Below are 14,744 nucleotides of genomic sequence, written 5' to 3'. Positions count from 1 at the left end.
TATTAAAATAAGCAACGAAAATCATAACGTTTTTTTACATCAAGTTGATTAAGAGATAACAAATGATAACTCATATCAATATCATTTAGACTGTATTTCTGACATGAGTTGCAATACAATAAGTGCGCTTAAAAAATAGCATAAAGGCAACAGAACATCTCTAACGCGCCGTGCTTAATGCCACAATGCAATAGGCTGATTCACTAAGCCTATAGAGGCGATTTGCCATCAGAATTCACCCCAACAACTGGTACTTTCTAGTAAAAGAAGGCTCTTGAAATGAACAAAACGCTCGTTCGCGCTGCATTGTGCACCCTCCCTCTGCTCCTTAGCAGTGGGCAGACGATCGCCAATGATCTCAACAACGCAAGAAATGTTGAGGCTCAGACCATTACCCAAGGCGCGCAAAGCCAACAGCGAATCAACAAAAGTAGTGATAAAGCGTTTGAACTGAAATCCGAGATCGCAGCACTGGAACAAGAAGTCGCAAACTTAGAAGTCTATCAGAGTCACCTGCAATCTGTGGTGGATAATCAACAGCAAGAGCTATCTAGCATCGAAACACAACTCGCTCAAATCAACGATACTCGTCAAGGTGTTGTCCCTTTAATGTATAAAATGCTCACAGGCCTTGAACAGCATATTAAGCAAGACAAACCAATTCGTATCGACGCCCGCCTCGCCCGCTTAGATGAACTCAAATCTCTGATGCCGCAAGCCGATGTCAGTGATGCTGAAAAATACCGTCGTATCTTAGAAGCTTACCAAATTGAAATGGATTACGGCATCAAGCTAGGCCGCTACCGTTCACGAATCGATGTAGGCAGTGGTATAGAAGCAGAACAGCTGTACCTTGGACGCCTATCGTTAGTCGCCCGTAGCCTAGACAGAAACCAGTATTGGTCATGGGATCACGACAAAAAAACGTGGGTGAATGTTGACGCATCGCTCTCGTCCCATATCGACCAAGCGTTTGCGATTGCAAACAAACAAACGTCACCAACCTTAATGACGCTTCCTGTTTCTCTTGCTAAGGATCCGAGCTAATGCGTTACCTAACTTTATTGATCGCCCTATTCACGGTTAGCTTCTCGCCGCTTACCCTTGCTGCAGACTCACTGACCAGCGAAGCAAAAACCGCGCAGCAACAAGAGAAACAACATAACGCCTCGCGCGAAGCTACATTTAAGCAAGAACAACAAACACTGTTGGCCAAGAAAACGCAACTTGCCGAACGTAAAGCACAGCTCGATGCATCAATTGCCTCGCTCAGCGAGCAGTTTTCAGCTAATGAAAAAACATTAGCTGAACAACAAAAGCAACTTCACCTGCAAACAGGCAGTCTAGGTGAACTTTTTGGTGTCGTCCGTCAGTCGGCTAAAGAGCTTCAAGTCGAGCTAAACAGCTCTGTAGCCAACACAGAACAAACCCAACAAAGCGCTGATATCGACACCATTGTGGCGGCGAAAACCTTACCATCCATTCAAGAGCTAACCACGTTATGGCAAGCTTTTAACGCTCAAATCCGTAGTAGTGGCACTTATGCAACGATCACGGTTCCATTTGTAACAGGCGCGGGTGAAGTCACCACTATTGACGCAGTACGACTCGGTAACTTTGCGCTACTTGCCAAGCAAGGGCCTATTAATTGGGACGGGCAACTCGCCAGCGACTTCCCTCGCCTACCTGATAATGTTTCTCGCGTTGAAGACGCCAATAGCATCGTCACGGGACAGACGGCCGTTATTATTGACCCTAGCCGTGGGGATATTTACCACCAACTGGCTGAAAACCCAACGCTTACCCAACGCTTTGAGCACGGTGGTATCGTGGGTAAGATCATTGCAGGTCTATTCCTGATTGGTCTTGTGATTGCGCTTTATCGTGCCGTAATACTCCTGCGCATTAAGCAACAAATTGGCAAGCAGTTACAAACACCTGAAACGCCAACAGATAACCCATTAGGTCGCGTACTTAGCGTATATAACCGCGATAAAAACATGAATGTTGAAGCCCTTGAGTTACGTCTTCTTGAATCGATAATGGACGAACAACAACACCTAGAGCGCGGTTTAAGTATGCTCAAATTAATTGCTGCACTCGCACCGATGCTTGGATTACTAGGTACGGTCACCGGCATGATTGAAACTTTCCAAGTTATTACACAGTTTGGTAATGCCGAACCTCGCGTCATGGCTGGAGGCATTTCCATGGCATTGGTGACAACCGTTCTCGGTTTGATTACCGCGATGCCACTACTGCTAGCCCATAACTTATTGAGTTCAAAAGCTGACGAGATTCGCAATGTTCTAGAGCGCCAAAGTGTTGGCCTAGTTGCTGAGCAAGCAGAAGTGCACTCGACCGAGCAGAGAGCGAGCTATGCTGCATAATTTAGCCCAATGGCTACCGGGCTCGGATCACCTGAGCCAGTTTATGAATCAAGGCGGGCCTATCCTTTGGTGGCTCGCCGCGGTTGTAATCGTTTTTTGGATGGTCGCGTTTGAACGCGTCCTCTACTTTTATCGTTACTTCCCGCAGCAAAGGCGTGTTTGGACACAAAAGTGGTCTCAACGTAATGACCACTTTTCATGGTACGCCCGTGCTCAACGTGACGCCATTCTTAGCGATGCTGAGAATCAATTAAAACAGAACCTTAACTTACTAAAGTGCCTATTGGCGCTGTGCCCAATGCTTGGATTACTGGGAACCGTGACCGGTATGATCACCGTATTTGATACCTTAGCAGCCCAAGGAAGCGCTCAGCCTCGCCTTATGGCTGCCGGCATTTCCATGGCAACCATTCCTACCATGGCGGGTATGGTCGCAGCACTTTCCGGAATGCTTGCTTTTTCCCGCATTCAAAAGTGGAGCAATAAGCATTTGTTCCAATTAGAACAATTACTGAGAAGTGACCAAGGCAAAGAAAGTGATTTGCATGTGGCCACAGATAATCGTATAGGAAATAAATAATGAGACTTGGCCACCGTAAAAAACAGCAAGAAGAAGCCAATATCGACATGACCTCAATGCTCGATATCGTTTTCATTATGCTGATCTTTTTTATTGTCACCAGTTCCTTCGTTCGAGAATCTGGTGTCGATGTTAATCGCCCACAAGCCAGCCACGCTGTGAGTCAAAAAGATGCGGGGATTTTTGTTGCAATCACCGCAAATAACGACGTATTTATCGATAAACGTCGTGTCGACGTTGAACGTGTACAGGCCACAATCGAAAAGCTCCTTCTCGAACAACCTAGTGCTTCCATGGTCATTCAAGCAGACAAGCATGCCTTCAACGGTACCGTTGTACAGGTGATGGACAGTGCAAAAGGAGCTGGAGTCACCAAAATCGCTTTAGCTACGGAGAGCCAATAATGGTGCGCTTTTTATTAAGCATTCCTTTTGCTATCGCTTTCGCGTTCACGCTGTTTTCTTTTATGAGCTGGATGATCGACATCGGTCCTAAATCCAAACCAGAAGAATCTGCTCGCCTTAGCTATGACTTAGTAATGATTGAGCCTGAAAGTGAGACAGCACGACGTACTCGCGTACTTCCTGAACCACCAAAAATGCCAGCAACGCCACCAGCGGCAGCCGCCGTCGAGCAGAGTTCGCAGGCCTCGTCTGTACAGACACCTAGCACACCACAACTACCGAATATTGCAATATCAACACAAGTTGCTGGTGTGGCGATGAATGCGCCAAGTGTGCCCGATATTGGGCGCAACCAACAAGTCATGCCACTTCACCGCAAAGAGCCTCGCTACCCGCGCCGTGCTATCCAGCGTAATATGGAAGGCTATGTCGTGATGTCGTTTACCATTGATGTTAATGGCCGCCCAACCGAAATTAAAGTGGTTGAAGCTCAACCCAAACGCATCTTTGAACGCGAAGCCATGGTGGCCCTCAAGCAGTGGAAATATCAGCCAATGGTTGTCAATGGCACCGCGCAACCACGAGTGGGTCAAACGGTTAAATTGGAGTTTAAATTAAACCAATGAACAAACTAATCTCGCATATTGGGTTGGTATTGGTTTGCAGCCTTTGGTTTGCGCCATCTGCCATCGCCAAACAAGAACTAGGGATGCGTACCGCAACGCAAGTCTCAAAAGCCTATTCGTTAGAGCAGGAAGACAAACTGGCGGATGCTATTGCCTTACTAGAAAAGCTCAAGCCAACAGCCAGCTATGACCAAGCCTACGTAGCAAGAATGCTCGGCATCTATTACTGGCAAGCAGAGCAAACAGAACAGGCGATTAAGCAGTTACAAATTGCCGTCAGTACTGCTGCCTTTACTGGTGAGCAAGGCTGGCAAACAGAACGCATGTTGGCTGAACTGTTATTATCGGAAGCAAAAGCTGAACAAGCATTGGTCCATTTTAACGTTCTCGGGAAATCGGCCGGCAGTCTTGATATTCCTCAAGAACAGGTAACAAACGTCTGGCTTAATACCGCTCGAAGCCATTACCTATTGCAGCAATGGAAACCATTGCTAACCGCGATTAAGCAATACCATAAGCTGGATAGCACGCCTAAGTTACAGCCACTCAGCTTACAACTCAGTGCAGAACTGCAGTTGTCTCACTTAAAAAGCGCTATCATTACCAGTCAAAAGCTACTTGCTCTTCAGCCGAAAAACACCATGTGGTGGCAGCAACTCAGTGCCCTCTATATGCAGACTAAGCAGTATAAATTGGCACTAGCGACACTGGTATCAGCGCAACGAGCAGGTATTGAAATGCCGGAGTCGATGCAAGTAAGCATGGCGCAACTGTATGCCCAACAAGGCATTCCAGAAAAATCCGCTCACCTCTACTCTGAACTGCAAGTTAATGACGCGGATATTGATACTATCATCAAACAAGCGACACATTGGCAGATGGCAAGAGAGTGGAACAGCGCCCAACGTTCATGGCAAGCTGCAGCGCGTTTGAATGCAAAATATTACGAGCAAGTGTCGCGACTTGAACTTCAGCAAGGGGCGTTTGATGCAGCCTTGATGTCACTAAGTAAAGTGAAAGGTATAAGCCTGCAAGAAAAACAGATTTTGCAAATACGAGCGTATGTTGGCTTGAAGCAATATGAAGCCGCTAAAAAGCTCGCACAAGCGGCGCACAGAGAAAAACCTAGCTCTCAGACCTCCGATTGGCTTGATTATCTCGACCAAATGACAAAGTCTCATAAGCGACTGTAAGTGATAAAAAATGGCACCATCTGGTGCCATTTTCATGAGAGTTCTACCGTCGATTACACGCTCTCATACTCATTTTGTCTGACCCTTTCAGCAAGCAGCTTGTACTGATCAGCGATGGTTTTACCAAATACAGGATCGTCATCTACTTCAGTCCACAATTCTTCGACCGCTTGCCAATCTGCCGTGGTAAATGTTTTTTCTATCAACGGCAGTACTGACTGCTCTTCAAGATCAAGGTGTTGTTTTTGATTGCGGATGAACTCGGCTAGCTTCGTGGAAAAAATCTCATGAGGCACGACCGCGTCTTGTAAAATCATGTCAACGATAGCGAGAAAATCATGGGTTTTATCCGACAAATCATGATGCTCTAATTCAAGATTTGAAATCGTACTTTGCTGACCGTAATGATCAATAAAGTAGCGATAAAGAATGTCTTCTTTTGGGTGGTGTATCTTTTCAGAATGCAGCGTCAGATAGTCTACGATCTCTTTAATAAGTGAATAATTCACTGACTCCTCACGCTCCAGCAGGTGCAACTTACGATTAAGTATCGCAAGTAAACGAACCATATAGCCATGCTCGCGCCTTATTCTTTCGATCATCATCTTCCTATCTCCCTTAAATCCCTTTTCTTTATAAGTGTATAAGAGATCTCGCAAGCGCGCTTTGACTATGCTCGAAAAACAAACAATCAATCTTCACTGCAAATAAGTGGTGGCTGCCAATCAATCGCAGGTTTAGCCATGCTCTGTAGCAGTATATTGGTTTGAGAAAAGTGCTGGCAACCAAAAAAGCCTCGCCTTGCCGAGAGAGGGGAAGGGTGTGGAGCCGTCAGCACATGATGACGTTGGCGATCAATCATCATACCTTTTTTCTGCGCATGCGCTCCCCAGAGTAGGAAGACAACACCTTCACACTGTTGGTTAAGAGTTTCGATAATATGATCAGTAAATAATTCCCAACCGGCTTTGGCATGAGAATGAGCAGCGCCTTGCTCAACGGTTAACACCGTATTTAGCAGCAGCACGCCTTGTTGTGCCCAACTATTTAAATAACCATGTGCAGGAATTTGAAACCCAGAGATATCCTCAGCCAGTTCTTTGTATATATTGACCAGCGAAGGGGGCGTTTTCACACCAGGTAACACCGAGAAACACAAACCATGAGCTTGCCCCTCTCCATGATAAGGATCTTGTCCTAATATGACGACTTTGACCTGGTTAAGCTCAGTTAGATCGAAAGCATTAAATACGTCTTCTTCAGCGGGGTAAATCACCTTTCCCGCCTGTCTTTCTTGCGCAACGAAAGATAACGTCTGCTTGAAGTACGCTTGCTGATGTTGGCTCTCTATAACATCACGCCATGTAAGTGTCGTCATTCTTATTCCCCAGAATTTAAAACTCTGGGGAGTTTATCATTCCAAAAGTCACCCTCACTACTAATTTAATGTAGCAGGCGCATACGTCGTGATTAATGACCTTTTTGTTGTGGGGTTCGAAAATGTCCCTGACCCGTCACATGACGGTTTGGAACTGGATAGCGACTTGCGCGCATGGCGCGGGGTTGGGAAGCAACAGATCGAGACATAATGGCACCTACCTATTCACACTACTTAAATTCACACTATTATTGTTGATGATTCATTTTCCAGAATCACACTTTTATGCAACGTGCATGAAACTAAGTATGAAAGAAAGATGCCAAAGATCCATGTAGTGACAAAAAAAATTAGTTTTTAATAGCAAAGTGTCTCAATTGTTGGATCTCATCTTTCCAGATTCCAGGCTCAATCGTTTCTAAAATCAATGGGATAGAATCAAATCGTTCATCTTGCATAATATACTCAAAACATGCCCAACCGATCTCACCTTGACCTAACGATTGGTGACGATCAACCCGCCCCCCTAACTCTATCTTTGAATCATTAAGGTGCATCGCGCGTAAATAGTGCATGCCAACCACGCGATCAAATTCAGAAAATGTTGAATGGCACGCGTGCTTGGTTCGCAAATCATAGCCCGCTGTAAAGGTATGACAGGTATCAAGACAAACCCCAACACGGCTTTTATCTTCTACTTTATCAATAATGTGGGCGAGGTGTTCAAAGCGCCACCCTAAGTTGGTTCCTTGACCGGCGGTATTTTCGATCACTGCAACGACGTTAGGAATACGCCTATGGGCAATATTTATCGATTCGGCTATTCGATCTAAACACTCGTCCTCTGCAATCTTTTTCAAATGACTACCGGGATGGAAGTTCAGCAGCGTTAAGCCTAACTGCTCGCAGCGTGCCATCTCATCAACAAAGGCGTCTCGAGATTTTTCCAACTTATCCAGCTCAGGTGCCCCTAAATTTATCAGATAAGAGTCATGAGGCAGTATTTGCTCAGGAAGAAAACCATATTTACGACACTCAAGCTTAAAACGGTTAATCGTTTCTTCAGTTAACGGCTTTGCCACCCACTGCCTTTGATTCTTAGTAAAAAGAGCAAAAGCATTCGCGCCAATTTCCGCCGCCCTCTGTGGCACATTATCCACTCCACCAGCCGCCGACAAGTGCGCCCCGATAAATTTATTCATACTTTAACAACCTGATCTATGTCACATACTTAAAACTGTTATTTAGCGATCTTATACTTTCAAATATAACTATTGAAGCCCTTGTTTTTCGGTCATTTCACGTCTTAAACTTTTCCAAATGTAGTTTTATTACTACATTTAGCGTTTAAAATAATTTTTAATGTATAAAATATTATTTTAAACGTCGCTTTTAAGAGGGTTTGTTGATATAGGTCAACAAATCAACCTTACAATTATTAATGCTTTTTGTTGTAATTTGATCTAAATCAATACTAGAATACCTATAATTAGGTATATATAGCTCAGCTCAACAAAATTTGAAAATTAACACCACAACAATACCGCTTTAAAGTGGTTCAGGAGATAGTGATGATTCAAGGTATCCAAATTACTCAAGCTGCAAACGACGATCTACTAAATTCAATCTGGTTGCTTGACGGTGAAAAGAACGAAGCTCGCTGTGTTGCCGCTAACACTGGTTTTGAAGCAGACCAAGTCATTGCAATCAGTGACCTTGGCGAATACGAAAGCCGTGAAGTCGCGATCGAAACAGCACCTCGCATTGAAGGTGGTCAACACCTTAACGTCAACGTTCTTAAACGTGAAACGCTAGAAGACGCAGTTGCACACCCAGAGAACTACCCACAGCTAACGATTCGTGTATCAGGTTACGCTGTACGTTTTAACTCTCTCACGGTAGAGCAGCAACGTGACGTTATCGCTCGTACCTTTACTGAGTCTCTATAATTAAAGACGCACAGTAATCGAATATTGAAAACAGACGCTGCGGCGTCTGTTTTTTTATGCCTGTAGATAAACGACTCCCAATACAAAAAAACCTCCCGAAGGAGGTTTAATAAGCACTCTGAACTAAACATTAGAGTCTTAGCAATGTCCCCCCTGCACAGGCAGGAGTGACAGGTATTAAATACCGTTGCGATTACTTCAACGTCACTCGCGCAAACTTACGTTTACCTACTTGGTAAACCGCTTGACCCGCTGCTGGCACCAATTTGGTATCTTCTACTTTTTCGCCATCGATCTTCACCGCGCCTTGACGAATCATGCGCATTGCATCTGAAGTTGACCCCACCAAGCCTGCATCTTTTAACAAGTTGTTGATCGCAATTCCTGCTTCTAGCTCAAATTCTGGCATTTCATCTGGCATCGCGCCTTTCTGAAAACGATTAATGAACTCTTGCTCAGCAGCATCTGCGTCAGCTTGTGAGTGGAAGCGTGCGATAATTTCTTTAGCTAGCAGTATCTTAACATCACGTGGGTTCTTACCCGCTTCGACATCAGCTTTAAACTGCGCAATCTCTTCTAGAGGACGGAAAGACAGTAGCTCGTAGTAGCTCCACATCAATACATCTGAAATTGACATGATTTTGCCAAACATTTCAGTTGGGACTTCACTCACACCAATGTAGTTGTGAGCTGACTTAGACATTTTCTTCTCGCCATCCAGTCCAACAAGCAGTGGCATAGTCAGCACAGCCTGTGGCTTTTGACCATGTGCTTTTTGCAGCTCACGTCCCATTAGTAGGTTGAACTTTTGATCAGTACCACCAAGCTCAACATCCGTTTCCATTGCCACTGAGTCATAGCCTTGTAGCAAAGGATACATAAATTCATGAATCGCGATCGGCTGGCCATTGTTATAACGCTTTTTAAAATCATCACGCTCAAGCATACGTGCAACCGTCTGATTTGCGGCTAAACGAATCATGCCTTCCGCGCCAAGTTCAGACAGCCACTCAGAGTTGAACTGAATTTTTGTTTTCGCTGGATCCAAAATTTTGAAGACTTGCTCTTTATACGTTTCGGCGTTGCGAAGCACATCTTCACGAGTCAGCGGTGGTCGAGTTGTGTTTTTACCCGTCGGATCACCGACCATGCCCGTAAAGTCACCAATAAGGAATGTAACGTCATGACCTAAATCTTGGAACGTACGCAGTTTGTTCAGAATTACTGTATGTCCCAAGTGGATATCCGGTGCTGTAGGATCGGCACCTAGCTTAATACGTAGAGGACGGTTCTCTTTAAGCTTTGCAATGAGCTCTTCTTCTGGAATTAGCTCATCAACACCACGTTTAATTTCAGCCAATGCTGTTTCTAGGTTCGCCATTCTTGTTCACTCCCACAGATTTGGCAAAAATATAATAGTTGAACATCTTACTTGAATAGCGATGTTTTTTGAAACCAGTTAGACTAAATGGTTCAGGAAATTTAGAAAATAATGTTGAATTAATCCTCATGGTATCTGTTTTTAAGCGCCTCCCTTGGCTTCATCGAGCTCTTATCGCTTTTTTTACGGCGCTAATTGTTGTGGCACTATTTCTGCCCGACGCCGCCGATCTCCACGACGACCCCAATAAATTGGAGGTTGGGAAATACTACCCTCTGAAAATTAAAGCGTCGGCGTTGAGTATCGTCAACGAACAACCCCCTACCGTCGTCCTCAATTGGGAAGAACATTCCGTTCGCTCGGGAGAAAGCGCAGCCATACTTTTTCAACGAGTTGGTTTGTCCGCTCGGCTGCTTTACGATCTTGTGAATACCAACAAGGATATTGAAAAACAGTTATCTCGGCTTAGACCCGGCAACAAGCTAATCTTTGGCTTTGATGAAAACAATGAGTTGCTGCAGCTAAAACGAAAGATCAGTGACTACGAAACGTTTGTTATCACTCGCACTGACAATGGCTTTCACTCTGAACTCAGCAAGAAAGAAATCGATTACCAATATAACTATGCCGAGGCAGAGATCACCTCAAACTTCTGGAATGCAGGTATGGGGGCAGGACTAACGGCCAATCAAATTATGGAGCTGGCCGGTATATTTGGTTGGGACATCGACTTCGCATTAGACATTCGCTCAGGTGATCATTTTGAGCTGCTGTATCAAGAGAAAGTGGTGGAAGGTGAAGTGATTGGGCGAGGTAAAATTATCGCCGCTGTATTTAAGAACCAAGGCGACACATTTAAAGCGATCCTCGATGACAATACTGGCAGCTACTATGATGAAAATGGACGCGCCATGAAGAAAGCCTTTTTGCGTTCTCCGCTTGATTTCCGTCGTGTGACGTCCAACTTCAACCCTACACGTCGCCATCCGGTAACAGGAAAAGTCAGGGCACACAGAGGAACGGATTACGCAGCACCAGTAGGCACACCGATTTGGGCTGCCGGAGACGGGGTGGTACAAAAGTCGAGTTATAACCAATTTAATGGCAACTACGTCTTTATTAAGCACAGCAATACCTACATCACTAAGTACCTTCACTTAACCAAGCGTACGGTGAAAACAGGACAAAGAGTTAAGCAGGGACAAACCATTGGTACACTGGGTGGCACAGGACGGGTTACTGGACCTCATTTACACTATGAGTTTTTAGTCAACGGCGTGCACAAAAACGCTAGGACAGTCAAGCTGCCTCAATCGAAATCGCTAGCAGGCAAAGCCAAGCAAACCTTCCTAGCCAATGCAGAAGTTCGCTTAAACAAGATGGAACGTTACAGTAACTTATTATTAGCTAAGCCATAATTTGGTTCTATGGTTCTATGGTTCTATGGTTCTATGGTTCTATGGTTCTATTAGATATAGATACAGATATAGAACATGACCTAATCACTCCCTGTAAGGTACAGGGGGCGTACTTTACGCACTCACTGACCCTGACATCATAAAAACAAAAAGCCCCCAGAACAGAGTTCTGAGGGCTTTTTGTTATCGACCGATTACTTGTCTTTTTTATCGTGCTTATGAGGATGATCGTTGTACATCTCTTCAATTTCGTCCTGGTAGCGATCATTGATCACTTTACGACGTAATTTTTGAGTCGGTGTTAATTCACCTTTATCCATCGAGAAGCCACGTGGCAGCAATTTGAATTTCTTCACTTGTTCAAATTTAGCCAAGCCCTTTTGCAACTCAAAAACACGCTTTTCGAACATCTCAACCACTTCGTTGTGCTTAATCAACTCAATACGATCGTGGTATTTGATATTAAGTTCCTTGGCGTATTCTTCAAGCGTATCAAAACAAGGGACAATAAGCGCAGAAACAAACTTTCTGGTATCAGCGATCACGGCGATTTGTTCAATGTAATGATCTTTACCGATAGCGCCCTCAATGGCTTGAGGAGCAATATATTTACCATTCGAGGTTTTCATCAGTTCTTTGATTCGATCAGTAATAAACAGATTACCATTATCGTCAAACTCGCCAGCATCACCGGTTTTTAAGAACCCATCGGCATCAAAGGTTTTCGCCGTTTCTTCTGGCATTTTGTAATAGCCACGCATCACCATAGGGCCACGAACTAAGATCTCGTTGTTGTCACCAATCTTTACTTCCGCTCCTGGCATCGGCATGCCAATCGAATCTGGGTTGTAACAAGTATCATCCCAGCATGAGACCGTTGCCGTGGTTTCAGTCATACCATAACCAAGCTTCACGTTAATCCCAATCGCTTGGAAAAAACGGCCAATGGTTGCATCAAGTTTCGCACCACCACATGGCATAAAGTTAATTTGACCACCGAGCAATTCACGTAGCTTATTCAGTACAATTTTATCCGCTAATGCATGGCTCTTCTTTAACATAAAGGAAGGCTGAACATTATCTTGACGGCATTGCGCCATTTTAGCGCCCATATTCACCGCCCAAGTGAACAATACCTTGCGATGAACTGGAGCCTTCGAAACACGCTCATGAATAGCCGAGAAGATTTTCTCATAGAAACGTGGAACAGCACTCATCACCGTTGGTCGGATCTCACCTAGCGCATCCCTAACTTGCATCGTATCTTGCAAATAACAGTTGGTTCCCCCTTTGTATAAAACATAGAAGGTCCAGGCACGCTCAAAGACATGAGATAACGGTAAAAAACACAACGACACATCGTCTTCTGACAGGCTCAAACGCTCATCGTGCCCTTTTAATTGAGCACCGATATTTTGGTAGTCCAACATCACGCCTTTTGGCTGCCCTGTTGTTCCTGATGTGTAGATAAGCGTCAAAAGATCATCAAAATTAGCCTGTTCAATGCGCGCTTGTAGCGTTTGCTCAAGATGTTCTGGTTGAACACTCGGCGTAGCGACAAAGTCATCCCAACGTGTCACATACGTATCATCAGTCATCTCGATGTCGTCGCTCATTGCGACAATCCACTCGAGTTGTGGGCACTCTTCATAAATAGAAAGCGCCGCGTCAAACTGTTCTTGTTCGCCTACAAATAGAATGCGCACATCGGAATTTTGAAGAATATAACTGGTTTGAGCAGGGGTATTGGTTGGGTAAATGGGTACCGTCACCGCCCGCAGTTGTAGCGAGGCGAAGTCAGCGATTGTCCATTTCGGCATATTATTGGCAATAATACCGATCTTATCTTGAGGTTGGATTCCTTTATTCAGCAAAGCGAGAGACAGCGCGTCAATACTAGCGCCAAACTCTTTCCAACTGATCCCTTGCCACACATTGTTAATTTTGTGTTTTAAGGCGATCTTGTCGCCACCTTGCGTGATCCTGTCGCGAATCTTTTTTACAATATGGAATTCTAAATTAGCCATGTTCTATCTTACCTTTAAGCGTACACATGTAAGCCTTTTCAGCGAACAAGTGTACCTATGATGATAAAAAAGGCAACTGACTCAAATCAAAGTTATTAATAAATAATGTAACGAAAAAAGCCCCTGATACTAGGCTTCAAAGCTAATATCAAGGGCTTATTCTCATTGGGTGTGAATTACGCTAGTGCGACAACTTCACCACAAATCATCATCAGTTGATCACGTAACCAGATGTGACCTTTATCTTTTTCGCTTGATTCATGCCAGCTTAGGTAGCCGCTAATCATCGCATTATCAAATGGTAATGCAATCACTTGTAACTGGTCTTTATTGACCGCGTTTTCTACCATCCAGCGCGGTGCAATTGTCACAAGCTCTGATTGTCCCACAACGTACAGAACGTTGCTTAGGCTAGTGCCTTCATAAGAGGCTTGGCAATCTAAATCTTTATAAGCATGCTCAGAGAAGCTACGAACGCCGTGTACTTTTGACAGTTTCGCGTGCTTTTCATTGCTTAATTGAGCAACGCTCACTGCGTTATGAATACGTGGGTGATTTTTCGACGCCACAACCACTAGCTCATCTTGGAAAATTTCAGTGCTTGAAAAGCCTTGCGCATCATAGCGTGCGTAATCGATAACAAAATCGATTTCTTGATAACGCATACGGTCAGCCAATTGACGGTCCGCTTCCGCATCTAAATGCAACTGTACGTATGGCGCCTGCTCACCAATATTTTTCATGATTCTTGGCGCAAAACGCATATCGCACGGAGAACATATCGCCATCTTAAATAAACGTGTCGAGGTCTCAGGCGTAAAAATTGAACTTGGTAGCTCATTACGAATCAACTGTAATGCTTGACGAACCGGACCAAACAACTGACGAGCGCGCTGAGTTGGCTGAATACCGCGACCTTGGCGCATAAACAATTCGTCATTGAACATCACTTTTAGACGCGCTACGGCGTTACTAACTGCTGGTTGTGACATTCCTAAGTTGTGCGCGGCACGAGTAATGTTCTGTTCCTGCATTACTGCGTCAAATACAGTTAATAGGTTTAGATCTACGCCACGTAATGTGCTTTCCATGCGGTAGCTAGCGATTGCGCTCATAGCATCTTTTTTGTCTAACATTTAGTAAGCCTCGTTAAATTTCAATCTCGAATATGTGGGTAAGGATTAAGCAGAAAAGAGTGTCGTTCATTTCTGTACCCTACAATGTTCCATTAATCCTCTGCATAGTTCGAGGACGAAGCAAACTATCCACTAATAATAACTTCAACACCAACTAGATTGAGAAAGAATCATCATATTTTACCGTCGTCAATACAATAACCATAAACAACAATAGCTTACATGTATTATAAAAAAAGATAAATTACATTTTTGATAAGCT

The 14,744-nt window shown here is 44.3% G+C and carries 14 protein-coding genes; 8 read left to right on the top strand and 6 right to left on the bottom strand.

What is annotated here, in order from left to right; all coding sequences use genetic code 11:
* The first annotated feature begins 279 nt into the window (after window positions 1-279).
* From M9196_RS10545 to M9196_RS10520, 6 genes are read left to right on the top strand one after another with little or no spacing between them, the layout of a single operon-like run.
* The gene (locus tag M9196_RS10545) at window positions 280-1,047 is read left to right on the top strand and encodes a DUF3450 domain-containing protein (protein ID WP_250617500.1); all 768 of its coding nucleotides are present in this window, start codon (window positions 280-282) and stop codon (window positions 1,045-1,047) included.
* A complete protein-coding gene (locus M9196_RS10540; RefSeq protein WP_250617499.1) occupies window positions 1,047-2,390 on the top strand; it encodes a MotA/TolQ/ExbB proton channel family protein in 1,344 nt (447 codons plus the stop codon). Before M9196_RS10545 ends, M9196_RS10540 begins: the two co-directional genes overlap by 1 nt.
* A complete protein-coding gene (locus M9196_RS10535; protein WP_250617498.1) occupies window positions 2,380-2,970 on the top strand; it encodes a MotA/TolQ/ExbB proton channel family protein in 591 nt (196 codons plus the stop codon). The genes M9196_RS10540 and M9196_RS10535 overlap by 11 nt, the downstream gene beginning before the upstream one ends.
* The gene (locus M9196_RS10530; RefSeq protein WP_250617497.1) at window positions 2,970-3,374 is read left to right on the top strand and encodes an ExbD/TolR family protein; all 405 of its coding nucleotides are present in this window, start codon (window positions 2,970-2,972) and stop codon (window positions 3,372-3,374) included. Before M9196_RS10535 ends, M9196_RS10530 begins: the two co-directional genes overlap by 1 nt.
* Window positions 3,374-4,000, top strand: coding sequence for an energy transducer TonB (locus M9196_RS10525; RefSeq protein ID WP_250617496.1), 627 nt, complete (start codon window positions 3,374-3,376; stop codon window positions 3,998-4,000). Before M9196_RS10530 ends, M9196_RS10525 begins: the two co-directional genes overlap by 1 nt.
* Window positions 3,997-5,193, top strand: a complete 1,197-nt coding sequence (locus M9196_RS10520) for a tetratricopeptide repeat protein (RefSeq protein WP_250617495.1) — start codon at window positions 3,997-3,999, stop codon at window positions 5,191-5,193. Before M9196_RS10525 ends, M9196_RS10520 begins: the two co-directional genes overlap by 4 nt.
* Window positions 5,194-5,246: 53 nt before the next feature.
* On the opposite strand, the gene M9196_RS10515 is transcribed toward M9196_RS10520, so the two are convergent.
* The 3 genes from M9196_RS10515 to nfo all read right to left on the bottom strand — a co-directional run bounded on the left by M9196_RS10515 (window position 5,247) and on the right by nfo (window position 7,773).
* A complete protein-coding gene (locus M9196_RS10515; protein WP_250617494.1) occupies window positions 5,247-5,798 on the bottom strand; it encodes a hemerythrin domain-containing protein in 552 nt (183 codons plus the stop codon).
* Between the two features lie 86 nt (window positions 5,799-5,884).
* On the bottom strand, window positions 5,885-6,571 hold the full coding sequence (gene ung, locus M9196_RS10510) for a uracil-DNA glycosylase (protein ID WP_250617493.1): 687 nt from the start codon (window positions 6,569-6,571) through the stop codon (window positions 5,885-5,887).
* 350 nt (window positions 6,572-6,921) lie between these two features.
* Window positions 6,922-7,773 (bottom strand): deoxyribonuclease IV, encoded by an 852-nt coding sequence (gene nfo, locus M9196_RS10505; protein WP_250617492.1) that lies wholly within the window; start codon window positions 7,771-7,773, stop codon window positions 6,922-6,924.
* Between the two features lie 369 nt (window positions 7,774-8,142).
* Here nfo and grcA point away from each other — a divergent pair, with 369 nt between their 5' ends.
* Window positions 8,143-8,520, top strand: coding sequence for an autonomous glycyl radical cofactor GrcA (grcA, locus tag M9196_RS10500; RefSeq protein ID WP_250617491.1), 378 nt, complete (start codon window positions 8,143-8,145; stop codon window positions 8,518-8,520).
* Between the two features lie 193 nt (window positions 8,521-8,713).
* On the opposite strand, the gene tyrS is transcribed toward grcA, so the two are convergent.
* Window positions 8,714-9,901 (bottom strand): tyrosine--tRNA ligase, encoded by a 1,188-nt coding sequence (gene tyrS, locus M9196_RS10495; protein WP_250617490.1) that lies wholly within the window; start codon window positions 9,899-9,901, stop codon window positions 8,714-8,716.
* A gap of 128 nt (window positions 9,902-10,029) precedes the next feature.
* Here tyrS and M9196_RS10490 point away from each other — a divergent pair, with 128 nt between their 5' ends.
* Window positions 10,030-11,319, top strand: coding sequence for a peptidoglycan DD-metalloendopeptidase family protein (locus M9196_RS10490; protein ID WP_250617564.1), 1,290 nt, complete (start codon window positions 10,030-10,032; stop codon window positions 11,317-11,319).
* A 194-nt stretch (window positions 11,320-11,513) separates the two neighbouring features.
* On the opposite strand, the gene M9196_RS10485 is transcribed toward M9196_RS10490, so the two are convergent.
* Both M9196_RS10485 and leuO read right to left on the bottom strand, forming a co-directional pair.
* On the bottom strand, window positions 11,514-13,346 hold the full coding sequence (locus M9196_RS10485; protein ID WP_250617489.1) for an AMP-dependent synthetase/ligase: 1,833 nt from the start codon (window positions 13,344-13,346) through the stop codon (window positions 11,514-11,516).
* A gap of 176 nt (window positions 13,347-13,522) precedes the next feature.
* Entirely contained in the window at window positions 13,523-14,482 is a 960-nt protein-coding gene (gene leuO / locus M9196_RS10480; RefSeq protein WP_250617488.1) for a transcriptional regulator LeuO, read from the bottom strand.
* Window positions 14,483-14,744 lie beyond the last annotated feature (262 nt).

The sequence above is a fragment of the Vibrio methylphosphonaticus genome, from assembly GCF_023634655.1.
Lineage (GTDB): Bacteria > Pseudomonadota > Gammaproteobacteria > Enterobacterales > Vibrionaceae > Vibrio > Vibrio methylphosphonaticus.
The sequence above is the reverse complement of the archived record's forward strand: the minus strand, read 5'-3'. Positions and strand labels throughout refer to the sequence as shown.